This window comes from Streptomyces sp. NPDC005722, from assembly GCF_040630935.1.
GTDB lineage: Bacteria > Actinomycetota > Actinomycetes > Streptomycetales > Streptomycetaceae > Actinacidiphila.
Map to the genome: position 1 here is coordinate 1 of NZ_JBEXYN010000018.1, position 22,427 is coordinate 22,427.

At 72.5% G+C, this 22,427-nt stretch carries 20 protein-coding genes; 8 read left to right on the top strand and 12 right to left on the bottom strand.

Features of this window, described 5'->3' with window-relative positions:
* Positions 1–61: 61 nt before the first annotated feature.
* The 3 genes from ABZ479_RS21480 to mce form a co-directional block, all read right to left on the bottom strand.
* Positions 62–994, bottom strand: coding sequence for a cellulose-binding protein (locus ABZ479_RS21480; RefSeq protein WP_499602454.1), 933 nt, complete (start codon positions 992–994; stop codon positions 62–64).
* Between the two features lie 103 nt (positions 995–1,097).
* Positions 1,098–4,994 carry a polarized growth protein Scy gene (gene scy, locus ABZ479_RS21485; RefSeq protein WP_500463081.1) on the bottom strand — a complete coding sequence of 1,299 codons (3,897 nt, stop codon included), beginning with the start codon at positions 4,992–4,994 and terminating at the stop codon, positions 1,098–1,100.
* A gap of 178 nt (positions 4,995–5,172) precedes the next feature.
* The gene (gene mce, locus ABZ479_RS21490) at positions 5,173–5,601 is read right to left on the bottom strand and encodes a methylmalonyl-CoA epimerase (protein WP_499602451.1); all 429 of its coding nucleotides are present in this window, start codon (positions 5,599–5,601) and stop codon (positions 5,173–5,175) included.
* Between the two features lie 172 nt (positions 5,602–5,773).
* On the opposite strand from mce, the gene ABZ479_RS21495 reads away from it, so the two are divergent.
* Together ABZ479_RS21495 and meaB are read left to right on the top strand one after the other, a co-directional pair.
* On the top strand, positions 5,774–6,949 hold the full coding sequence (locus ABZ479_RS21495) for an acetyl-CoA C-acetyltransferase (RefSeq protein WP_499602755.1): 1,176 nt from the start codon (positions 5,774–5,776) through the stop codon (positions 6,947–6,949).
* A gap of 168 nt (positions 6,950–7,117) precedes the next feature.
* Entirely contained in the window at positions 7,118–8,074 is a 957-nt protein-coding gene (gene meaB / locus ABZ479_RS21500) for a methylmalonyl Co-A mutase-associated GTPase MeaB (RefSeq protein WP_499602449.1), read from the top strand.
* Positions 8,075–8,109: 35 nt separating this feature from the next.
* On the opposite strand, the gene ABZ479_RS21505 is transcribed toward meaB, so the two are convergent.
* From ABZ479_RS21505 to ABZ479_RS21525, 5 genes are all read right to left on the bottom strand, one after another.
* Positions 8,110–8,586, bottom strand: coding sequence for a MarR family winged helix-turn-helix transcriptional regulator (locus ABZ479_RS21505; protein WP_499602447.1), 477 nt, complete (start codon positions 8,584–8,586; stop codon positions 8,110–8,112).
* Between the two features lie 64 nt (positions 8,587–8,650).
* The gene (locus tag ABZ479_RS21510) at positions 8,651–9,430 is read right to left on the bottom strand and encodes an AIM24 family protein (protein ID WP_500463082.1); all 780 of its coding nucleotides are present in this window, start codon (positions 9,428–9,430) and stop codon (positions 8,651–8,653) included.
* Positions 9,427–10,077: an AIM24 family protein gene (locus ABZ479_RS21515; protein ID WP_499602445.1), complete on the bottom strand. Its 651-nt coding sequence runs from the start codon at positions 10,075–10,077 to the stop codon at positions 9,427–9,429. Before ABZ479_RS21515 ends, ABZ479_RS21510 begins: the two co-directional genes overlap by 4 nt.
* Complete coding sequence (locus ABZ479_RS21520; RefSeq protein WP_500463083.1) at positions 10,077–10,715, bottom strand: AIM24 family protein; 639 nt, start codon at positions 10,713–10,715, stop codon at positions 10,077–10,079. Before ABZ479_RS21520 ends, ABZ479_RS21515 begins: the two co-directional genes overlap by 1 nt.
* Positions 10,716–10,718: 3 nt before the next feature.
* On the bottom strand, positions 10,719–11,546 hold the full coding sequence (locus tag ABZ479_RS21525; RefSeq protein WP_500463084.1) for a DUF2127 domain-containing protein: 828 nt from the start codon (positions 11,544–11,546) through the stop codon (positions 10,719–10,721).
* Between the two features lie 211 nt (positions 11,547–11,757).
* On the opposite strand from ABZ479_RS21525, the gene ABZ479_RS21530 reads away from it, so the two are divergent.
* Both ABZ479_RS21530 and ABZ479_RS21535 read left to right on the top strand, forming a co-directional pair.
* Entirely contained in the window at positions 11,758–12,111 is a 354-nt protein-coding gene (locus ABZ479_RS21530) for a DUF3817 domain-containing protein (protein ID WP_500463085.1), read from the top strand.
* Positions 12,108–12,401: an MTH1187 family thiamine-binding protein gene (locus ABZ479_RS21535; RefSeq protein ID WP_500463086.1), complete on the top strand. Its 294-nt coding sequence runs from the start codon at positions 12,108–12,110 to the stop codon at positions 12,399–12,401. The genes ABZ479_RS21530 and ABZ479_RS21535 overlap by 4 nt, the downstream gene beginning before the upstream one ends.
* Before the next feature lie 685 nt (positions 12,402–13,086).
* On the opposite strand, the gene ABZ479_RS21540 is transcribed toward ABZ479_RS21535, so the two are convergent.
* On the bottom strand, positions 13,087–14,061 hold the full coding sequence (locus tag ABZ479_RS21540) for an ArsR/SmtB family transcription factor (protein ID WP_500463087.1): 975 nt from the start codon (positions 14,059–14,061) through the stop codon (positions 13,087–13,089).
* A 109-nt stretch (positions 14,062–14,170) separates the two neighbouring features.
* Here ABZ479_RS21540 and ABZ479_RS21545 point away from each other — a divergent pair, with 109 nt between their 5' ends.
* Positions 14,171–15,394 carry an MFS transporter gene (locus ABZ479_RS21545; protein ID WP_500463088.1) on the top strand — a complete coding sequence of 408 codons (1,224 nt, stop codon included), beginning with the start codon at positions 14,171–14,173 and terminating at the stop codon, positions 15,392–15,394.
* A gap of 101 nt (positions 15,395–15,495) precedes the next feature.
* Here the strand turns inward: ABZ479_RS21545 and ABZ479_RS21550 are convergent, their stop codons facing one another.
* On the bottom strand, positions 15,496–17,121 hold the full coding sequence (locus ABZ479_RS21550) for a M4 family metallopeptidase (RefSeq protein WP_500463089.1): 1,626 nt from the start codon (positions 17,119–17,121) through the stop codon (positions 15,496–15,498).
* Between the two features lie 417 nt (positions 17,122–17,538).
* Between ABZ479_RS21550 and ABZ479_RS21555 the strand changes: the two genes are divergently transcribed.
* The 3 genes from ABZ479_RS21555 (at position 17,539) to icmA (ending at position 20,293) form a co-directional block, all read left to right on the top strand.
* Complete coding sequence (locus ABZ479_RS21555; RefSeq protein WP_089225095.1) at positions 17,539–18,045, top strand: MarR family winged helix-turn-helix transcriptional regulator; 507 nt, start codon at positions 17,539–17,541, stop codon at positions 18,043–18,045.
* Between the two features lie 59 nt (positions 18,046–18,104).
* Entirely contained in the window at positions 18,105–18,440 is a 336-nt protein-coding gene (locus tag ABZ479_RS21560; protein ID WP_500463090.1) for a DUF3817 domain-containing protein, read from the top strand.
* Positions 18,441–18,592: 152 nt separating this feature from the next.
* Positions 18,593–20,293, top strand: coding sequence for a coenzyme B12-dependent isobutyryl-CoA mutase large subunit (gene icmA, locus ABZ479_RS21565; RefSeq protein WP_500463091.1), 1,701 nt, complete (start codon positions 18,593–18,595; stop codon positions 20,291–20,293).
* Between the two features lie 130 nt (positions 20,294–20,423).
* Here the strand turns inward: icmA and ABZ479_RS21570 are convergent, their stop codons facing one another.
* Both ABZ479_RS21570 and ABZ479_RS21575 read right to left on the bottom strand, forming a co-directional pair.
* A complete protein-coding gene (locus ABZ479_RS21570; RefSeq protein WP_500463092.1) occupies positions 20,424–21,569 on the bottom strand; it encodes a DUF3103 family protein in 1,146 nt (381 codons plus the stop codon).
* A 202-nt stretch (positions 21,570–21,771) separates the two neighbouring features.
* Positions 21,772–22,389: a TetR/AcrR family transcriptional regulator gene (locus ABZ479_RS21575; RefSeq protein WP_500463093.1), complete on the bottom strand. Its 618-nt coding sequence runs from the start codon at positions 22,387–22,389 to the stop codon at positions 21,772–21,774.
* Positions 22,390–22,427: the final 38 nt, after the last annotated feature.

Consider the following 22,427-nt stretch of genomic DNA (forward strand, 5'->3'; position numbering starts at 1 on the left):
CGGCCTCGGTCGAGTTCGACCCGACCCTGTACGGCATGGCCGCGTCCTACGACGACCAGGCTCAGCGCTGGGCCGGGACGCCGCGCGAGACGGGCTCGTCGTCGGCGGGGGCGCCGGCCGCGGCGACCGCCGCACCGGTCAGCGTGGCCAGCATCTCGCGGACGTTGGTCAGCTGGGCGTTGATGCTGTCGCGGCGGTTGGTGAGCGCCGCCAGCTCGCGCTCGGATTCGCTGCGGATGCGGTCCGCCTTGGCGTTCGCGTCGGCCACGATGTCCTCGGCCTGGCGCTGCGCGGTCTCCACCGTCTGGCGGGCGCGGCGCTCGGCGTCGGTGCGCAGCTTCTCGGCCTCCAGGCGGAGCTGCTCGGCGCGGTGCTCGATCTCGGCGAGGCGCTTCTCGGCCTTGGCCTGACGGGACGCCAGGTCGCGCTCGGACTGCTCACGGCGCTTGGCCAGGTTGGTCTCGAAGTCGGCCGCGGCCTGGGCCGCCTTGGCGCGGGTCTCCTCGAAGAGGGCGTCCGCCTCCTCGCGCTTGGCCTGCGCGTCCTTCTGCGCGTCGGCGCGCAGCTGACCGGCCTCACCCTTGGCCTTCTCGACGATGCGCTCGCCCTCGTCCTCGGCCTTCGACTTCCGCTCGACGGCGTAGGACTCGGCGTCGTTGCGCACCTGGGTGGCGGCGGACTCGGCCAGTTCGCGGTGCTGCTCGGCGGCCCGGCGGGCCTCCTCGCGCAGGTCCTTCGCCTCCTCCTCGGCGAGGCGGAGGATCTTCTCGACGCGCGCGCCGAGACCGGCGTAGGACGGTTCGGCGTCGTTGACCTGGGCCTGCGCGTTCTGGGTCTCGAGGTGGAGCTCCTCGATGCGCTTCTCCAGCGCGTTGATCCGCGCCAGTGCGCTGTCACGGTCGGCGACGAGCTTGGTGATGCGGTCGTCCACCTGCCCGCGGTCGTATCCACGCCGCACGAGCTCGAAGCCGAAGGGGGAGGAAGTGTCGCTCATGGGGTTCCTGTCAATTCAGACCGGGTGGGGTGATAGGGGGAATCCTAGGGGCCCAAGCGGCGTGTCTTACAGTCACTGTCCAGTAACTGTGCACAATGACCGCTCAATCGAGTGGCGCATCATCGGACCGCTTGCTCCCTGTCCGGGTCGTACCGGCCGCTGCACCGGCAGTGACCGCGTTCTTACCGTTCTGTGTGGCGTTCTGACTGGTGCCCTTTCCACCGTCGACCGGCTGCTGGAATGACTCCAGTGCCTCGAGGACATCCTGCACGCGGGTGATCTCCGCGTTGATGTCCTGGCGGCGCCGGCTCAGCACCTCGAGCTCCTTCTTGCCCTCGGTCACGATGCGCTCGGCCTCGACGCGGGCCTCGCTCCGCACCCGCTCCGCCTCGCGCTCCGTGTCGTTCTTCTTCTGCTCGGCCCCCTTGAGCAGCTCCTCCGCCTTCTTCACCGCGGCGATGCGCACCTTGCTCGCCTCGGCGCTGGCGTTGGACCGCGTCTCCTCGGCCCTGGCCTCGGCGTCGGCGACCATCTCGCGGGCCTTCGTCTCCGCCTTCTCCAGCTGCTCCGTGGCGGCCTCGACCAGCTTGTCGACCCGCTCGCCGGCCGACTTCATCGTGGCGGCCGACTCGGTACGGGCCCGCTCGTGCAGCTCCTCGACCTCGGCCTCGACGCGCTGCCGCAGCTCCTGAGCGCGCTCGCGGATGGCGGTGGCGTCCCTGCGCGCCTCCTCCAGCAGGGTGTCGGCGTCCGTACGGGCGCGCTCCACCATGCCGTTGCTCTCCGCGGTGGCCTCGGCGACGATCCGGTCGGCCTCCTTGCGGGCCGCGCCGACCATCGTGTCGGCCTGCTCCTCCGCGGCCGTGCCGATCTTGAGGGCCTCGCTCTGCGCGCCGGAGACGAGCTCGTCCGCCTGCTCGGCGGCCTCGGCGCGGCGCTTGTTGGCGTCCTCGCGCGCCTCGTCGCGGATCCGGTCGGACTCCGTGCGGGCCGCCTCGGCGTCACGCTCGGCGGAGTCCAGGGCGTCCTTGGCCAGGATGCCGAGCCGCTCCGCCTCCGCCCGGGCCTTGGTGATCAGCTGGTCGGCCTGCTGGGCCGCCTCCGTACGGCGCTTGTTGGCCTCGTCGCGCGCCTCGTCCAGGATGCGGCGGGCCTCCGCCTCGGCGACACCCAGCGACTCCTCGGCCGCGCGGCGCCGCTCCTCGGCGTCGCGCTCGGCGGAGTCCAGGGCGTCCTTGGCGAGGATGCCCAGCCGCTCGGCGTCGCGCTGGGCCTTGCCCACGGCCTCCTCGGCCCGGACGGCGGCGTCGGCACGGAGCCGGTCGGCCTCCTCGATGGCCTCGGTGAGCAGCCGGTCGGCCTGCTCGGCGGCATCCACCCGCTGGCGGTTGGCCTCCTCGCGGGTCTCCGCCCGCAGCCGGTCGGCCTCGTCGATCGCCTCGCCGACCGTGCGGTCGGCCAGCTGGCGGGCCTCCTCGGCCTCCTCCTGCGCCTCGCGGCGCATGCGCTGGGCGTCCTCGGTGGCGCGCTCCCGCTCGGCGTTGGCGTCCGAGTGCAGCCGGTCCGCGGCGTCCTGGGCCTCGGACCGCAGTCGCTCCGCGGCATGCTCGGCCGCCGAGCGCAGCCCGGTGATCTCCTCCTCGGCCTGCTCGTGCAGCCCGTTGACCGAGTCCCGCACCTGCTGGGCGGTCTGCTCGGCAGCGCCGACCAGCTCGGCCGCGTGCCGCTCGGCCTCGGCGACCAGCCGCTCCGCCTCGGCGCCGGCCTCCTCGACCCGCTTGCGGGCGGCCGCCAGCAGCTCCTCGCCCTCGCGGCCGGCCTGCGCGCGCTCCTGCTCCGCCTCGCCGCGGGCCGCGCCCAGCAGCTCCTCGGCCTCCCGGCGCCGGCGCGTGGCCTCCTCCTGGGCGGCGGACAGCGCCTCGGCCGCCTCGGCCCGCAGTCGTCCCGCGGTCTCCTGGGCCTCGGCCCGGAGCCGGTCGGCGGTCTCCTGCGCCTCGGTGCGCAGCTGCTCGGCCTCGGCCGCGGCGTCGCCCCGCAGGCGTACGGCGAGCTGCTCGGCCTCGGCCCGGGTCCGCGACGCGTCGGCGGCGGCCTCGTCGCGCAGCCGCGTGGTCTCCTGCTCGGCCTGCTCCTGCAGCCCGCGGACCCGCTCGGCGACCTCGGTACGCAGCGTGGCCGCCTCCTCGGCGGTCTCGCGGCGCAGCCGCTCCGCCTCGGTGCGGGCCTCGCGCAGCGCCTCCTCGGCCGCGTCGATGCGGCGCTCGGCCTCCTCGCGCAGCCGGACCAGATCCGCCTCGGCCTCGTCGCGCAGCCGCTGGGCGGCCCGCTCGGCCTCCTCGCGCAGCAGCAGCCCGGCGCCCTCGGCGTCCTCCTTGACCTGCTCCGCCTGCTGCTCGGCCTCGGCACGGACCTGCTCGGCCTCGCCGCGGGCCCGCTCCAGCAGCTCGTCGGCCTGCTTGCGCAGGCCCGCGGCGCGCTCGATCGCCTCGGTGCGGACCTTCTCGGAGTCGGTGGTGGCCTTCTGCCGGTGCTCCGCGGCGTCGGCCTTCGCCTTGGTCAGCAGCTCCTCGGCGGACCGGGCCGCCTCCTCGATCTGCTGGACCGCCTCGCGCCGTGCCTCGCCGCGGATGCGCTCGCCCTCGGCGACCGCCTCGGCGCGCAGCTGCTCGGCCTCGCCCCGCAGCCTGCGGGCCTCCTCCTGCAGCTCGACCGTCTTGGCGCGGTACTCCTTGGTGTCGTCCTTGGCGGTGCCGAGCAGCTCCTCGGCCGACTCCTCGGCCTGGCCGCGCAGCCGGTCCGCCTCGGTCTCCGCCTCGCGGCGGATGCGCTCGGCCTCCTCGCTCGCCGCGCGGGTGGTGGCGCGGGCGTCCTCGGTGGCCTTGTTGAGGACCTCCTCGGCGGTGCGGGCCGCCTTGGCCAGCGCCGCGGCCGCGTCCTCGGCCGCCTCGGACTTGGCGGTCTCCTGCGCCTGGCTGCGCAGCCGCTCGGCCTCGGTGTTGGCGTCGGCGAGGATCTGCTCGGCCTCGGCCTTGGCGGTCTCGGCCTCCTTGGTCGCCTCGGCGACCAGCCGGGCCACCTCGGCCCTGGCCGTACGGGTGCGCTGCTCGTTGTCGGCGTCGACCGTGGCCAGCCGCTTGGCGGCGTTGGCCGAGGCCTCCTCGCGGAGCCGGTCGGCCTCGCTCTGCGCCTCGCGCAGCTTGTCCTCGGCCTCGCGCAGCTTCTCCTCGGCGGAACGGGACAGCTCGCCGGCCTGGGTGCGGGCGTTGTCCGCGTCGCTCTGCGTGGAGGCACGCAACTGCTCGGCCTGGGTGGTGGCCTCCTGGGCCTGGCTGGCCGCGGCGTTCAGCAGCCGCTCGGCGTCCGCCCGGGCCCGGCGCAGCAGTTGCTCGGCCTCGGCGCGGGCGGCCGTGGAGTCGGCCTCCAGCCGGTCGCGGGCGCCCTCGGCGATCCGCTGCGCCTCGGTGCGGGCGGCGGCCAGCGCGGCCTCCGACTCGGTGCGGGTCTCCTCCATGAGCCGGCGGGCCTGCGACTCGGCGCGGGCGCGCAACTGCTCGGCCCAGGCCACGTTCTCGTTGACGTGGCTCTCGACGTTGGTGCGGCGCTCGGCCAGCTCCTCGTCCAGCCGGCGGCGCCGGGCGACGGCCTCGGCGTGCCACTCGGCCTCGACGCGCGCCTGGTGCTCCGCCTGCTCCTGGAGGAGCCGCTGGGTGGCCGCACGGGCCTCGCGCAGCTCCCGCTCGGCGTCGGCGCGCAGCTGGTCGGCCTGGATCTGCGCGTTGCGCAGCAACTGGTCGGCCTGGTGGCCGAGGTTGTCGTAGGCAGGGCGAGTCGCGAGGTTGCGGCGCGCCTCGTGCAGCTTGGCGCGCAGCACCTCGACCTGGTAGCCGAGGTCTTCGGCATGCTGGACGACCTTGTCCCGCTCCTTACGAAGCCGCTCCATCTCGGCCTCGAACTGCGAGAGGTGGTCGTCCTCAACCTCGTAGCGGTCGTAGCCCCGCACTCCGCGGTCCCATCCGTCTCCTGGTGTACCCACCCGCCAACCGAGTGAGATTCCCCGGGGCCCCGTTCACCGCGGAGCCTTACGGAGAATTGTGTCCGATCCCACGCCGAGGCGCGGGCAGGTACCCCAGCCCACCCCGGGGTCGCCAGGCCACTCTACCGGGGCGAGTCGTCTCCGGTCAGTGGTCCTTGGCCGAGGTGACGAGCTCGGTCAGCACACCGTGGCAGTCCTTGGGGTGCAGGAAGGTGATCCGCGACCCCATGGAACCCTTGCGCGGGCTGTCGTAGAGCACCCGCACGCCCTTGTCGCGGACGGCGGCCGCGTCCGCGTCGACGTCCTCGGTGCCGAAGGCGATGTGGTGCACCCCTTCCCCGTTCTTGGCCAGCCACTTGGCCACCGTGGAGTCCTCACGGGTGGGTTCCAGGAGCTGGAGGTAGGAGGCCCCGCCGTCGGAGGTCTCGTTGATCTTGAGCATCGCCTCGCGCACGCCCTGTTCCTCGTTCACCTCGGTGTGGAACACCTCGAAGCCGTAGGTGGCACGGTAGAACTCGACGGTCTTGTCGAGGTCGAAGCAGGCGATGCCGATGTGGTCGATTCGCGTCAGCATGACTCCAGTGGACCGCCGGACGGCATGGTCACGCAACGTGCGCGCGATCACACCGTCTGCCGGGTGACCGCCGGCCGCACCCCTCAGTACATTGACAGCACCCTCGAAAACCATCGTTAACATTCCCTCCGTGCAAAGGGGCCGCGTCATGACCAGCCAGGCACGAACGTCCGTGATCGTCGCGGGTGCGCGCACCCCCATGGGCCGGCTGCTCGGCTCGCTGCGCACCTTCTCCGGCGCCGAACTCGGCGCCGTCGCCATCAAGGCCGCGCTGGACCGGGCCGGCATCGGCGGCGACCAGGTGCAGTACGTGATCATGGGCCAGGTGCTCCAGGCGGGTGCCGGGCAGATCCCCGCCCGCCAGGCCGCGGTCAAGGCCGGCATCCCGATGAGCGTCCCGGCGCTGACGATCAACAAGGTCTGCCTGTCCGGCCTGGACGCCATCGCGCTGGCCGACCAGTTGATCCGGGCGGGTGAGTTCGACGTCGTCGTGGCCGGCGGCCAGGAGTCGATGACCAACGCCCCGCACCTGCTGCCGAAGTCCCGCGAGGGCTTCAAGTACGGTGCCGTCCAGATGCTGGACGCCATGGCGCACGACGGCCTCACCGACGCCTTCGAGGACATCGCGATGGGCGAGTCGACCGAGAAGCACAACACACGCCTGGGCATCGGCCGCGCCGAGCAGGACGAGATCGCCGCGCTCTCCCACCAGCGGGCCGCCGCCGCGCAGAAGAACGGCCTGTTCGAGGCGGAGATCACCCCGGTGGAGATCCCGCAGCGCAAGGGCGAGCCGGTGGTCTTCGCCAAGGACGAGGGCATCCGCGCCGAGACCACGGTCGAGTCGCTGGCCAAGCTGCGCCCCGCCTTCAGCAGGGACGGCACGATCACCGCGGGCACCTCCTCGCAGATTTCCGACGGCGCCGCCGCGGTGGTCGTGATGAGCAAGGAGAAGGCCGAGGAACTGGGCCTGGAGTGGATCGCCGAGATCGGCGCCCACGGCAACGTGGCCGGCCCGGACAACTCGCTGCAGTCGCAGCCCTCCAACGCCATCGCGCACGCCCTGAAGAAGGACGGGCTGTCCGTGGGCGACCTGGACCTCATCGAGATCAACGAGGCCTTCGCCGCGGTCTCCGTGCAGTCCATGAAGGACCTGGGCGTGACACCTGAAAAGGTGAACGTCAACGGCGGTGCCATCGCCCTCGGTCACCCGATCGGCATGTCCGGCGCCCGCATCGTCCTGCACCTGGCCCTGGAGCTCAAGCGCCGCGGCGGCGGCGTGGGCGCGGCGGCCCTGTGCGGCGGCGGCGGCCAGGGCGACGCCCTGATCATCCGCGTGCCGGGCAAGTAGCCGCACACCGACAAGCAACGGAACGAATGGCGAGTGAGCCGAAGGGGAGCGGCCGGTGTCGAAAGGGAGAGCGCGCGGAGCCTGCGAGGAACGAGCAGGCGAGCACGGTCGACCGTCGACACCGGCTGAGCGAACCGGAGGCGAGCCGAGCCCGAGGAATGAGGAGTCATGGACGTCCCCACCCTGGTGGAGCAGGCGCGGCAGGGCCGCCCGCGGGCGGTCGCCCGGCTGATCTCACTGGTGGAGGGGGCGTCCCCGCAGCTCCGGGAGGTGATGGCCGCGCTCGCGCCGCTGACCGGCGGCGCGTACGTGGTCGGCCTGACCGGCTCGCCGGGGGTCGGCAAGTCGACGTCGACGTCCGCGCTGGTCGCGGCGTACCGGCGGGCCGGCAAGCGGGTCGGCGTTCTGGCCGTGGACCCCTCCTCGCCGTTCAGCGGGGGCGCGCTGCTCGGTGACCGGGTCCGGATGAGCGACCACGCCTCCGACCCCGGTGTCTACATCCGCTCCATGGCCACCCGTGGCCACCTGGGCGGTCTGGCCTGGGCCGCGCCCCAGGCCATCCGGGTGCTCGACGCGGCCGGCTGCGACGTGGTGCTGGTGGAGACCGTCGGCGTCGGCCAGTCCGAGGTGGAGATCGCCGCCCAGGCCGACACCTCCGTGGTGCTGCTGGCCCCGGGCATGGGCGACGGCATCCAGGCGGCGAAGGCGGGCATCCTGGAGATCGGCGACGTGTACGTCGTCAACAAGGCCGACCGGGACGGTGCCGACGCGACCGCCCGCGAGCTGAACCACATGCTGGGCCTGGGCGAGTCCCGCCTGCCGGGCGACTGGCGCCCCCCGATCGTCAAGACGGTCGCCGCACGCGGCGAGGGCGTCGACGAGGTGGTCGAGGCGCTGGAGAAGCACCGCGCCTGGATGGAGGAGCACGGCGTGCTCGCGGAGCGCCGGCTGCGCCGCGCGGCCCTGGAGGTCGAGCACATCGCCGTCACCACCCTGCGCGAGCGCATCGGCGACCTGCACGGCGACCGCCGTCTCGGCGCGCTCGCCGAACGCATCGTCGCCGGCGGGCTGGACCCGTACGCGGCCGCCGACGAGCTCGTCGCGGGCCTCACCGAGCAGGCCTGAGGCCCGCGCCGTCGGGCGCGGGCCGGCGGACGGCGTCAGGCCCTGCCGCGTACCGCGCGCAGATGGTCCGCGACCGGGTCGAGGGCCCTGCGCAGGGCCGCCAGGTCCGCGGCGGGGAGCAGGTCGATGAAGTGCTCCCGTACGGCTCCGACGTGGTGCGGGGCGACCTTGCGCATGGTCTCCCAGCCGTCATCGGTGAGGACGGCGTACAGCCCGCGCCGGTCGGACTCGCAGTTCTCGCGGCGGACCAGGCCCGCGGTCTCCATGCGGCTGATCTGGTGGGACAGCCGGCTCTTGGACTGCAGGGTGGCGCGGGCCAGGTCGCTCATCCGCATGCGGCGCTCGGGCGACTCCGAGAGGTTCACCAGGATCTCGTAGTCGTTGTAGGTCAGACCGTACGGCTGCAGGTCCCGTTCGAGCTGGTGCGTCAGCAACTTGCTGACCTCCAGGTGGATGCGCCAGGTGCGCTGCTCGTCGGCGGTCAGCCAAAGGGTGCCGGTCTCTGTCTCCATGCTGGAATTATACCCAGAAAGTTGAAATCCGGATTATTCGGGGTCCCGATACGTGTCGGTAGGGTCACAGACCGAAGCGGCGCTGCAGGTCCCCGAGCTGACCCGGGAGCCTCGGCGCGCCCTGCGGCATGCCCGGGGCGCCCGCCCCGCCGCCCGGGACGCCGGCCTCGTGCGGCACCGCGCCGGTGGCCTGTTCGGGCATGAGGACCTCGCTCGACTGGAGCAGCACCTGCCCCGCGCCCACGAACTCGAACTGGTGCTCCTCGCCCGAGGTGCCGCCGACGCCGGTCAGCGCCCGCAGCCCGCCCAGGACGCCGCGCATGTACCCGTGGTCGTAGTGGTGGCAGGGGGACGGGCAGTCCGCCCAGCCCACCAGGGCCTGCGGGTCGACGCGCACCGGCGGCTCGACGAAGTGCACCGCGCCGTTGGAGGCCGCCACGAACTTCCCGGTGCCGATCAGGGTCAGGAAGCCCGGGATGATCGACTGCTTGAGCGCCAGCCCCGGCTGGAAGGCCAGCAGGTTCCCCGACCGGATGGTGAGGTTGCCGTCCTCCAGGTCGTAGGAGTTCACGTCGAAGGCGCGGTCGGCGAGGATCATCTTGCCCTGGCCCTCGGCGACCACCCAGTCCGCGGCGTGCAGCGGGGAGTGGAAGTTGGCGCGGATCAGCCCGTCGAGAGCGCCGTGGCCGATGCCGTGGAAGCTGATCTGCCCGTAGTAGGCGATCATCTTCCCCTTCTGCAGGAACCACTGGCCCTTGAGGTCGACGCTGAAGGCGTACGGGTTGACGTTGTCGTCGACCGGCAGCGTGTAGGGGTCGTGGACGACCGGTCCGTTGGGGGTCACAGCTTCTCCTCGCTCGCCTGTACGTAGACCGTGCCGTGCCCCGACAGCTCCAGCTGGAACGCCTCGCCGGAGCCGCGGCCCACCATGTCGCGCCAGCCGAGCGCGGTGGACAGCTTGTTGCGCACGTCACCGCGGTGGGCGACGTACGCCTGGGGGTCGACGTGCACCGGGCGCTGCGGGGTGATCGGCAGCTCGATGACGCCGCCGTGCGCCATCACCGCGACCGCGCCCTGCCCCTGCAGGGTCGTCGTGAACAGCCCCTGGCCGGTGACCTGGCCGCGGATGACGCCCATCACGCCGCCCTGGGACCCCATGAACATCGTGCCCTGCCGCAGCGAGCCGTCGAAGGCCAGCAGCCGGTCCGCCTCGACGTACAGGGTGTCTCCGGTCAGGTCCACGCAGTGGACGTGGTGGCCGCCGTGCCCGAACATCACCGAGCCGTGGCCCTCGACGGTCATCAGCGGGGTCGCCTCGTTGGCGAGCCGGCGGCCGATCATCGAGCCGATGCCGCCCTGGCCGCCCTGCACGTTCGGCGTGAAGGTGACGTTGCCCCGGTAGGCCAGCATCGCGCCGCGCTGGCTGAACAGCCGTTGTCCCGGCAGCACCTGGGCCTCGACCATCTTCGAGTTGATGCGGGTGAACGGCATCAGACCTGCCCCCCGACGGTGTTGCGCTCGCTCGGCTGCACGTAGACCAGGCCGTCGCCCTCGAAGCGGATCTGGAAGGACTCGCCGCCCGACTCGCCGATCATCGTCCGCCAGCTGATGCCGGCCTGGAAGTGCTGCTGGAGGTTGCCGGTGTGCGCCACGTACGCGCCCGGGTCCACCTGGAGCGGCATCCCGGGGGCGACGCGGAGCACCACCGCCGGGCCGTCGGAGGTGATCGCCGCCTGGCCCATGCCCTCCACCGTGGTGGTGAACAGGCCGTTGCCCTGCGAGGCGCCGCGCAGCCCCGTGAAGGTGGTGCCGGTGCGCAGCGTCGCCTCGGTGGCCAGCAGGTTGCTGGCCTCGACGTAGAGCTTCTCGCCGTTCAGCCGTACGAGGTTGATCTCGCTCGCGCGGTCGGCGAAGAAGCAGGTGCCCTGCCCGCGCACCTCCATGACCTCCATCGACTCGCCGGTCAGCCGGCGGGTCACCATGCCGCGCAGACCCTCGCCGCCCCCGGACATCTTCTTGAAGCTCATCTGGCCGTCGTACGCGACCATCGAGCCGTTCTTCGCCTTCACGGCGTCGCCGGCCATGTCCACGGCGAGCACCTTGCTGCCCTGCAATCGAAACTGAGCCACGGGTCAGACCGTATCCGTCCGGGAGGAACCCGTCACCAGGGTCCTCGTCACTTGGTGTCCACCGGTTCCGTGCGGCGCCCCCGCCGCCTCCTCGACCTCCAGCAGCGAGGCGCCGCGGCGCTCGGCCTCGAAGGCCGCGTGGCCGCCGCGCAGCCCGAACAGCCGCTTCGCCAGCAGGATGTAGAGGACGGCGAGGACGTTGAGGACGAGTGTGCCGATCTTGAGGTAGCTCACCTTCTCGGTGAGCTCCCAGACCTCCAGCGGCAGGAAGGCCGCCGTCGCGACCACCGTCAGGTACTCCGCCCACCGCTCGGCCGCCCACAGCCCGACGGCCTCGACGATCTCGATCACCGCGTACGCGAGCAGCGCGCCCGCCACGATCAGCAGCGTCGAGTGCCGGTACTCGAAGGTGCGGCGGATGGTGTCCACGACGGGGGAGTGGTCGAGGTCGTAGTGGAAGTGCACGAAGACCGGGCGGAAGACGGTGAGGTACTCCTCGAAGAACCGGCGCACCGAGTCCTGCGAGTTGCTGAACCGCCACACCGCCCAGGCCGCGACGACGATGAACACCCCGCGCAGCAGCCGCTCGACCGCCAGGAAGCGCAGGATGAACAGGTCGCGCAGCGCCCGGCCGCGCGGCACCTCCGGCGCCCGGTCGGCCGGTCCCGAGCCGTGCGGCGCGCCCAGCGCGAAGTCGCCGCAGCGCAGGCAGCGCCAGACCTCGCCCAGCGCGGTGTCGGCACGCAGCCGCTCCCGCAGGTGCGCCTCGTCCGGCGCGTACGTGATGTGCCCGCGCCGGGCGCAGTGGCGGCGGTCCCAGTCCAGTTTCATCCCGCTTCTTCCTCGAGAGGGCGGTTCGTCGTCCGTCGAGGAGGGGGACGCGTTCGGCGCGCCGATGGTTCACCTGTTCCCCCGGAGGCCCCGGGGGCGGGGCGGCCGGAGGGCCGGGTGATAATGGGTGGACCACTTGTGATCACGTTCACAAGCGTCTCGGTCGCAGTGCCGAAGCCCGCCGCAGTCCCTGTCCCGATAGTGAGGTCCCGTGGACACCAAGACCGCCTCCGCCCTGAACCGGCTCCGCCTGGTCTCCGCCCCAGAGGCGGTGTCGTTCCTGCTCCTGCTGATCTGCTCGGTGCTCAAGCGCACGACGGACTTCGACGCGGTCCCCGTGATGGGGATGGTCCACGGCCTCCTCTTCGTCCTGTACGTCCTGTTCTGGCTGGACGCCTGGAACCGCGCCAAGTGGCCGCTCGGCCGCGCCGCGCTGTACTTCCTGCTCTCCGTCCTGCCCACCGGCGGCTTCTTCGCCGAGCGCAGGCTGCGCCGCGAGGCCGAGGACAGCGTCATCGCGGCCCGCGCGCGCAAGGAGCTCAAGGAAGGCGTGGTCGAGGCATGATCGTCGCCTTCTCCGTCACCCCGCTCGGCGTGGGCGAGGACGTCGGCGCGTACGTGGCCGACGCGGTCCGCGTGGTCCGCGAGTCGGGTCTGCCCCACCGCACCGACGCGATGTTCACCTCCGTCGAAGGCGAGTGGGACGAGGTCATGGACGTCGTCAAGCGCGCCGTGGCCGCCGTCGAGGCCCGGGCGCCGCGCGTTTCCGTCGTCCTCAAGGCCGACATCCGGCCCGGCGCCACGGACGGGCTCACCTCCAAGGTGGAGACCGTCGAGCGGTACCTCGCGCAGTAGGCCTGCCCCGCCCTTCGGGCGAAAAGACGCGGGCTGCGGGTGGGAGGGTGGCGGTCCGGGGCCGGTCGGCAGTCTGCGGCCCGGTGGATGGCCGGGGTTCAGGCGCCGGAGCGGGGCCGGTTGTTCGTCTGGTGCCGGTCTCGTTGCCGTCCGCGGGTGCAGATGGCCGGTGACCACGCCCACGGTCCGTGGGTGGCGCGCCTGCCGTAACCGGCGTCTGCGGGTGTTTTTCGACATCGGGCCCTCTTCCGACGCCTATGACGCTGAAAGCGAGCCCGATCTCCGTCCGCGCAAAGATCGGGCTCTGTTTCGACGTCCATACCGTCGAAACAGAGCCCGGTGTCGTTCCGCTCGCACGGCAGCACCTCGAAACACCCGCAGACGCGGGTTACGGCGGGCGCGCCCACCACCAGCAGTAGGCGTGGAAGCGGCCATCTATACCCGCGGACGGCAACGAGACCGACACCGCAGGAAAGGCAACCCGCTCCGGCGCCTGAACCCCGGCCACCCACCCGCCCGCACACTGCCGACAAGCCCCGGACCCCCACCCTCCCCTCCGCAGCCGGCGCTGTGCGCCCGAAGGGCGCGAGACGGCGCGACACCCGAACAACCCGCCACACCCGCCACACCCCCCACACCCCCCACACCCCCCACACCCCCCAACCGCCGTGGCCGGCAGCGCCGGTCAGTCGCCGGCGAGCGCGCTGCCCAGCGGGGTCCGCTCGTACAGCACCTGGTGCCCGTAGCGGCGCGAGGTGAGCAGGCCTGCCTCCCGCAGGACCGCCAGGTGCGCCGACACCGACGACAGGGCGAGGCCGTGCCGGTGGGCGAGCGCGGTCGTCGTGGCCGGTTCGCCCAGACCGCCGAGGATGGCGGCGCGGTTGGCCCCGATGAGCCGCACCAGGGCCTCCGAGGCGGCCTGCGGCGCCTGCCACAGCCCGCCGATGCCGCGCGCCGGGTAGACGACGGTGCCCTGCCAGGGCGGGTCGAAGCCCGCCGCGAGGTCCGGCCACACGAAGACGCTGGGTGCCAGGACCAGTCCGTCACCGCCCAGGTCCCGGTCGTGCTCGGTGGGCTTGTGCAGTGTGAGGGTGCCGTCGGCCCAGCTCAGCGACGGGTGCAGGTCGGCGAAGAGCCCGGTCAGCCCGCCGTCCGCGAGCCGGCGCGCGCGGAAGGCGATGTCCGCCTCCAGCACCGCGCGCAGCCGGGGCCAGTACGGGGCGATCAGTGCCTCCCAGGCCCGCTCGTACAACTCCGCCAGCTCCCGCACCGCACGTGCGGGGTCGGCCAGCATCGCCCGGCCCTGCGGGGTGTCGGCGGCGCCCTGGGTGTCCGCCAGTGAACGGGCCAGGTCCTGCCGGGCGACCTCCGGGTCGGTGGCCCGTACCCGGGCGAGCTCGTCCTCGATGGCCGCCGAGGGGCCCTGCGGGGGCGGGCAGAGGAAGTCCGGGCTGTGGCCGCGGCGGGGCATCAGAAGCCACAGCGGGGTGAGGTCCAGCGTCCGCGCCGCCTCACGGGTCTGCCGGAGCCAGGGCAGGTGGTACGCCTGCAGCCCGGGTTCCTTGAGGGTGCGCACCGCGCCCTCCGTCTCCCACAGCGGGGAGATCGCGAACCGGCAGCGCAGCAGGTCGTCCGGTCCGAAGCGCATGCGGAACGGCACGGCACACCTCCTGCTCCTCGGGACCGTCCGTGCCCCCGGCTGCGCCCCTGACTTTCGGCTGGAGCCGAAACACTACGGCGTGCCCCCTCCCGCCCGCCAGGCTGCGCCCATGACGCTGAACACCGACACCACCGCGGCCGGGCAGGCCGCCGGGCGCGGCTACCGCGCGGTCTTCGCCGTACGGGAGTTCCGGGCCGTCTTCGCGGCACACGTGCTGTCGCTCCAGGGCACCGTGGTCGCCGAGATCGCGCTGTCGGTGCTGGTGTTCCGGCTCACCGGCTCCCCGCTGCTGACCGCGCTCACCTTCGCGCTCGGCTTCGTGCCGTACGCGCTGAGCGGCACCCTGCTCGCCGGGATCGCCGACCGCTTCCCTCCGCGCCGGGTGCTCGTCGTCTGCGACCTGCTGTGCGCGGTGTGCGCCGCCGGGATGGTGCTGCCCGGGACGCCGATCGCCGTCCTGCTGGGGCTGCGGTGCGTGATGGCGATGATCGCCCCGGTGTTCACCGGCACGCGGGCCGCGAGCCTGGCCGACATCCTGCCCGGCGACACCTTCGTGCTGGGCCGGTCCCTGATCCGCATGGTGGCCCAGGGCGCGCAGATCGTGGGCTTCGGCATCGGCGGGTTCCTGCTGGTCGTCCTCCCGCCCCGGGCCGCGCTGGCGATCACCGTGGCGGCCTTCCTGGGCTCCGCCCTGCTGCTGCGCCTCGGTACGGCGCGGCGCCCGGCCCGCGGCGTCGACGCGGCGCGCTCCGCCGGCGGCAGCGGCCGCCTGATGCGGGACCCCCGGGTGCGGGCGCTCCTGCTGCTCTGCTGGGTCCAGCCGTTCTTCGTGGTGTTCCCCGAGGCGCTGGCCGCCCCGTACACCGACTCCATTGGCGCCGGCACGCCGGGTCTCGGCCTCTTCATGGCGGCGATGCCCGTCGGAACCGTCCTCGGCGAGCTCCTCGCGGGCGCCTTCCTGCGCCCGGCGGCGCGCGCCCGCATCACCGTCCCCCTTGCCGCGTGCTCCCTCCTGCCGTACGCCCTCTTCGCCTTCCGCCCCTCCCTGCCGCTGGCCGTCGCCGCGATGTTCACCACGGGCCTGACGGCCGCCTACACCCTCGGGCTCGACCAGTGGTTCGTGGCGGCGGTTCCGGAGGCGTTGCGGGGGCGGGCGATGACGTTGCAGTCGGCGGGGCTGATGACGATCCAGGGTCTGGGGATGGCGGTGGCGGGTGCGTCGGCGGAGTTCGTGCGGCCGCACGTGGTGACGGCGTCGGCGGCGGGGGTGGGTTCGGTGTGCGTGCTGGTGGTGCTGGCGCGGGTGCGGGGGACCGCCGCCGGCGGGAAGTGAGGGGCCGGGGGTGAACGCGTGCTCGTGGTGCCGCGGACCGTATGGGGCGGTCCGCGGCACCACGAGTGATGGGGGTGCCGGTCGGGTCAACCGGTCCTGGGTCAGCTGACGTTGACCCCGGTCCATACGGCGGCGACCGCGTTGTACTCGGCGGAGCCGCTGCCGTACAGGTCCTTGGCCGCGCTGAGGGTCGCGGTGCGGGCCTTGGCGTAGTTGGTGGACGAGGTGAAGTACACCGTCAGCGCGCGGTACCAGATCGCCGCGGCCTTGGCGCGGCCGATGCCGGTGACGGTGGAGCCGTTCTTCGTCGGGCTGTTGTAGCTGACGCCGTTGATGGTCTTGGCGCCGCTGCCCTCGGAGAGCAGGTAGAAGAAGTGGTTGGCGACGCCCGAGGAGTAGTGGACGTCGAGGTTCTTCACCGAGGACGACCAGTAGTCGGCGGAGGCGCCGTCCTTGGACGGCTTGTCCATGTACCGCAGCGGGCTGCCGTCACCGTTGATGTCGATCTTCTCGCCGATGAGGTAGTCGGGCGTGTCCGAGCGCAGGTTCTCGTAGAACTCCACCATGGTGCCGAAGATGTCGGAGGTGGCCTCGTTGAGGCCCCCGGACTCCCCGGCGTAGGTCAGGCCGGCCGTGGCACTGGTGACGCCGTGGGATATCTCGTGGCCCGCGACGTCGAGGGCGGTCAGCGGGTGCGTGTTGCCCGAGCCGTCGCCGTAGGTCATGCAGAAGCAGCTGTCGTCCCAGAAGGCGTTGACGTAGTTGCTGCCGTAGTGGGCGCGCGACAGGGAGCCCTTGCCGTCGTTGCGGATGCCGGAGCGGCTGAAGGTGTTCTTGTAGAAGTCCCAGGTCGCCGCCGCGCCGAACTGGGCGTCCACGCCGGCCGACTGGCGGTTGGTGGCGGCGCCGTTGCCCCAGACGTCGTCGGTGTCGGAGAAGGTGGTCCCGGTGCCGCTGGTGCGGTTGTTCAGGTCCGTGGTGTAGATGCCGCCGCGGCTCGCGTCCTTGAGCGTGTAGGTGCTGCCGGACTTCGTGGTGGTCAGCGGGACCGAGCCGACGTGGACGCCGGTGCCGCTGCCGGTCTGGATGCCCTCGTAGCGCTGGATCACGGCGCCGGTGGCGGCGTCGGTGATCACGTTGAGCGCGCTCGGGGTGCCGTCGGCCTGCGTGCCGTGGACCACGGTCCGGTAGGCCAGGCGCGGCGTGCCGCTGACGGCCCAGACGACCTCCTGCGGAGCCGCGGCCTCGCCCACCGCCTTCAGCGGCTCCTCGCCCTTGACGAGGGGGGTCTTCAGCAGGCCCTTGACCGTGGACGTGGCCTTCGCCCGGGCGGCGGCGGCCGTGACGGAGGGCGTGAGCGTGGCGGGAGCGATTCTCGTGGTGACCGCGCGCGAGACGGACCGGGTGGCGCCGTTCGCGTCCTGGTGCACCACCAGGTCGCCGCCGAGCACCTCCAGGCCGGCGTAGGTGCGGTCGTAGCGCAGGTGACGGGTGCCGTCCGGGTCGACGACGGCGTCCCTGACGGTCAGTTGCTCGCGGTCGCCCAGGCCGAGGCTCCCGGCGAGGCCGGCGGCCTGGCCGCGGGCGTCGGAGAGGGCCTGCGCGTGGGAGGCGGCGATGCCCTGGGCGGTGGGGGCGCTCTGGGCGGTCGCGGTGAAGGACTGGAGACCGCCGGCGAGGAGCGCCGAGGCGGCGGCGAGGGTGCCGATTGCCAGCTTCTTGCGCAATGTGACTCCTTGGGTCCCGTCGCGTGGGGGCGACGGGCGAGGACCCCGGTCGTGTGGGGGACCGGGGCGGTGTGGGGGTAGCGCGGTGTTCCGCGCGCCAAAGAGCCTCGCACCGAACGGCGGGTTGATGACAGGTGCATTTCATGTCTTGGCCGGTTCGCACGACGGCGGCCCCCGCCCATGCGGCCATCTCCCGGCCCAAAGGGTGACAACTCCGTCCGAGGAGTAGGGGAAACCCTCCCCGGGGAGGGCGGCTTTCCGGTCACGATCCGGGTCCGGGGTGGCCGAAACACCGCGGTAATACGTGTGACGGGAACCCGGCGTACGATCACCCGCACCATGGCGCCGGTGGACGGCGCCGTCCCGCCCCGCGAGACGCCGCTGCCCAGCATGTGACCGACGGGTAGGCTCGGGCCTGTGCCCAAGCCGCTGAGCCTGCCCTTCGACCCCATCGCCCGTGCCGACGAGATCTGGACCCGGCGCTGGGGGCGCGTGCCCTCGATGGTCGCGATCACGTCGATCATGCGGGCCCAGCAGATCCTGCTCTCCCAGGTCGACTCCGTCGTCAAGCCCTACGGGCTGACCTTCGCCCGCTACGAGGCCCTGGTGCTGCTGGCCTTCAGCAAGGAGGGCGAGCTGACGATGTCCAAGATCGGCGAACGGCTCATGGTGCACCCCACCTCGGTCACCAACACCGTCGACCGTCTGGTCGCCGCCGGCTTCGTCGCGAAGCGGCCCAACCCGAACGACGGCCGCGGCACGCTCGCCTCCATCACCGCCAAGGGCCGCGAGGTGTGCGAGGCCGCCACCGAGGACCTCATGGGGATGAAGTTCGGGCTCGGCGCGTACGACGACGAGGAGTGCGCGGAGATCTTCGACCTGCTGCGCCCGCTGCGGATAGCCGCGGGGGACTTCGAGGCGTGACGCGTGCCACGGCCGGGGCCGGGGGAGGCGCCGGCATCGCACCGGTTACGCTCGTCCGCATGAAGCAGAGTGTTCTGACCCGGTACCGCACGCTCGCCTACGTGACGGGTGTGCTGCTGGTGCTGCTGACCATCGGCGTGATCGCCAAGTACGTGCTGGAGGTCGACGGCGCCGCGGGCTTCACCAAGGTCGTCAGCATCGCCCACGGCTGGCTGTACGTCCTGTACCTGGTCTTCGCCTTCGACCTGGGCTCCAAGGCGAAGTGGCCGCTCGGCAAGCTGGCCTGGGTGCTGCTGGCCGGGACGATTCCCACCGCCGCGTTCTTCGTCGAGCGCAAGGTGAGCCGCGAGGTCGCCCCGCTGGTGGCCCCCGCGGGTGAACCCGTCAAGGTCTGACACCTTCCTGACCTGCGGTTCCCTCCCCTCCCTCGGCGGACGGGGGGATCCGCCGTCGACAGGTACTAGGACGTCCTAGTATTTTCGCCTTGTAGGGGTCATCCTCGTGGTACGGGGACCGGCCCGGTTGGCGAGAGAGGCGGAGACACGGCATGGACGCTGCAGCCATCGAGGAGGGGCGCAGCCGCTGGCAGGCGCGCTACGACGCCGCGCGCAAGCGCGAGGCCGACTTCAGCACGCTCTCCGGCGACCCGGTCGAGCCCGTGTACGGCCCGCCCGCGGGCGCCGACGTACCCGGCTTCGAGCGGATCGGCTGGCCCGGTGAGTACCCCTTCACCCGCGGACTGCACCCGACCGGCTACCGGGGCCGTACGTGGACGATCCGCCAGTTCGCCGGCTTCGGCAACGCCGAGCAGACCAACGAGCGCTACAAGATGATCCTCGAGGCGGGCGGCGGCGGCCTGTCGGTCGCCTTCGACATGCCGACCCTCATGGGCCGCGACTCCGACGACCCCCGCTCGCTGGGTGAGGTCGGCCACTGCGGCGTCGCCATCGACTCGGCCGCCGACATGGAGGTCCTCTTCAAGGACATCCCGCTCGGCGACGTCACCACCTCCATGACGATCTCCGGCCCCGCGGTGCCGGTCTTCTGCATGTACCTGGTGGCCGCCGAACGCCAGGGCGTCGACCCCGCGGTGCTCAACGGCACCCTGCAGACCGACATCTTCAAGGAGTACATCGCGCAGAAGGAGTGGCTCTTCGCCCCCGAGCCGCACCTGCGCCTGATCGGCGACCTGATGGAGCACTGCGCGGCGGGCATCCCGGCGTACAAGCCGCTGTCGGTCTCCGGCTACCACATCCGCGAGGCCGGCTCGACGGCCGCGCAGGAGCTCGCTTACACCCTCGCCGACGGCTTCGGCTACGTGGAGCTGGGCCTGTCCCGCGGGCTGGACGTCGACACCTTCGCGCCGGGCCTGTCCTTCTTCTTCGACGCGCACCTGGACTTCTTCGAGGAGATCGCCAAGTTCCGCGCCGCGCGCCGGATCTGGGCCCGCTGGATGCGCGACGTGTACGGCGCGAAGACCGACAAGGCGCAGTGGCTGCGCTTCCACACCCAGACCGCCGGCGTCTCGCTGACCGCCCAGCAGCCGTACAACAACGTGGTCCGCACCGCCGTGGAGGCGCTGGCCGCGGTCCTCGGCGGCACCAACTCGCTGCACACCAACGCCCTGGACGAGACCCTGGCGCTGCCCAGTGCCCAGGCGGCGGAGATCGCGCTGCGCACGCAGCAGGTGCTCATGGAGGAGACCGGCGTCGCCAACGTGGCCGACCCGCTGGGCGGCGCCTGGTACGTCGAGGCGCTGACCGACCGCATCGAGGCGGACGCGGAGAAGATCTTCGACAAGATCAGGGAGCTCGGCGCCCGCGCCGTGCCGGACGGCAGGCACCCGGTCGGGCCGATCACCTCGGGCATCCTGCGCGGCATCGAGGACGGCTACTTCACCGGCCGGATCGCCGAGGCCGCCTTCGAGTACCAGCGCGCCCTGGAGAAGGGCGACAAGAAGGTCGTCGGAGTCAACTGCCACACCGGCTCCGTGACGGGCGACCTGGAGATCCTGCGGGTCAGCCACGAGGTCGAGCGCGAGCAGGTCCGCGTGCTCGCCGGCCGCAAGGGCGAGCGCGACGACGCGGCCGTCCGCAAGGCGCTGGACGCGATGCTGACCGCCGCCAGGGACGGCAGCAACATGATCGAACCGATGCTGGACGCGGTGCGCGCCGAGGCCACCCTCGGCGAGATCTGCGGCGCCCTGCGCGACGAGTGGGGCAGCTACACGGAGCCCGCCCGCTTCTGAGGCGGCACGCGGCAGACGGCGCGCCGCACGCGACGAAGGACGCGGGGCCCGGCGGGAACACGCGCTGTTCCCGCCGGGCCCCGCTCCCGTGCCCGCCGCCCCCGGTGCCCGGGGGCGGCGGGCACACCGCTCAGAACTGCTCGACCCAGTACGGCTGCAGGGTCATCCAGCCGTTGCCGCGGGCGCCGTAGCGGGTGCCGTTGTCACTCTGCGCCAGCGTGTACCAGGAGTCGACGTAGTCCGGGTCGTCGGTCCACCAGTCGTCCGGGATGGCGTCCAGGACCGCGTTCACCAGCGGGATGTAGGTGCCCTGGTCGGCGATGGTCAGCAGGACCCCCGCGATGGCCTTCGCCAGGTCGCGGTAGTTGGTGCTGCCGTCGTCCTCCATCATCACGGCGTCGGCGAGGTTGTACTTGTACAGCGACCAGTTGACCAGGATCTGGTTGGGGCTGTACGTCGTCCCGTCGTTGTCCAGGTACGGCATGTCGACGGGGTCGACCCGCGCGACGCCGTCCTGGCCGAAGCCCGTGACGAGGGTGTAGATCTCGGCGTCGCCCTTGACCCACGGCTCCTCGTCGTCGGAGAGCCGGACCTGGGTGATGCGCGTGGTCCAGAAGCCGGCCCCGGCCGCCGAGGCCGAGGAGGACTTCGCCGCGGACCGCGGGGCGGCGGAGGTCAGGCCCTGCCGGTCCAGCTCGCCCTGGAGCACGTCCAGGCCCGCGGCCAGCGCCTTGGAGCCGTCGATGTCGACGACGTACACCGGGTGGGTGGGAGCGGTACGGGCGTCGAGCCGGTGGGCGCGGCCCCGGCTGTCGTAGGCGGTGACGGTGCGGACGTCCTCGTCCGAACTGGCCGCGGCCACCCAGGGGGTGACGCCGGAGGCCAGCGCACCGCGCATCGAGTCGTCCCCGAGGCGCAGCCGCAGCAGGGAACCGACGTCCGCGCCGAGGCCCTTGGCGGCGGCGATCCGCCGGTCGGCGTCGGCGAGCGTGGACCGCAGCCGCGGCCCGGCGAGTTCGGTGACGGCCACCTCGTCCGAGGCGAGTGCCGCGTGGCGGACACGGGTGCGCCACGAGGCGTCGGAGAGGGAGCCGGCGATGGCGCGTGCCGCCTGGTCCTCCGCCACGGTGACGGCGGACGACGGGGCGTGGGCGCGCGAGGTGGCGGTCGCCGGGAGCGCGGTGGCGCTCTGGGCGGCCGTCAGGGCGATCAGCGAGGCGGCGACGGTGGCCATGGTGGCGACGACGCCGCGCCGACCGGTGTGAGGGTGTCTCACGTGGATCGATCCTCCTGGGGGCGAGCGATCAATGGACGCGCTGACAAGGTGGAACGAGGGAACGCCGAGCAACGGCCATGCCTGACCGCCGGGTTGTCTATGCGAGTAGATGACCCGCCGGTAAGCATGACGATGACATGCCATGCGGGCAAGGGGTGTTGAGGCTTCCGTGGCGGAAGACCGGTCGAACTCCGGGCGACGGCTAGATCGCCGGGGCCGCCGCGAGGCCCCCCAGCAGGACCGTGGTGAAGCGGGCCGCCCAGTCGGCGTCCACCGGTTGGCAGCTGACGAGGGCGCGGTGCACCACGGCCCCCGCGATGACGTCGAAGATCAGGTCGACCTGCGGGGCGGGGTCGCCGTCGTCCGGCGGGATCTCCCCGCGTTCCTGCGCGCGCCGGCGGCCCTCGATGACCAGACGCTTCTGCCGGTCGACGATCGCCTCCCGGATCCGCTGCCGCAACGCCTCGTCATGGGTGGCCTCGGCGACCACCGCCATGAGCGCGGTCCGGGTGGCGGGCTGTTCCAGCAGGGCGGCGAACTGCAGGACGACGCCCTCCACATCGGCCCGCAGGCTGCCGCGGTCGGGCAGTTCCAGCTCGTCGAAGAGCGCGGCGACCGCGTCCACGACCAACTCGTTCTTGTTCGCCCAGCGCCGGTAGAGGGTGGTCTTGGCCACCCTTGCGCGGGCCGCGACGTCACCCATGGTGAGCTTGCCCCAGCCGAGCTCGACCAGGGCCTGCCGTGCGGCGTCCAGGATCGCCCGGTCGGCCTCCGCGCTGCGGGGACGTCCGGTCCTTCTGCCTGTTTCACGCGCGCACATGGCTGGGAACCCTATCCCCGTTGCGTGGGAAGCGACCG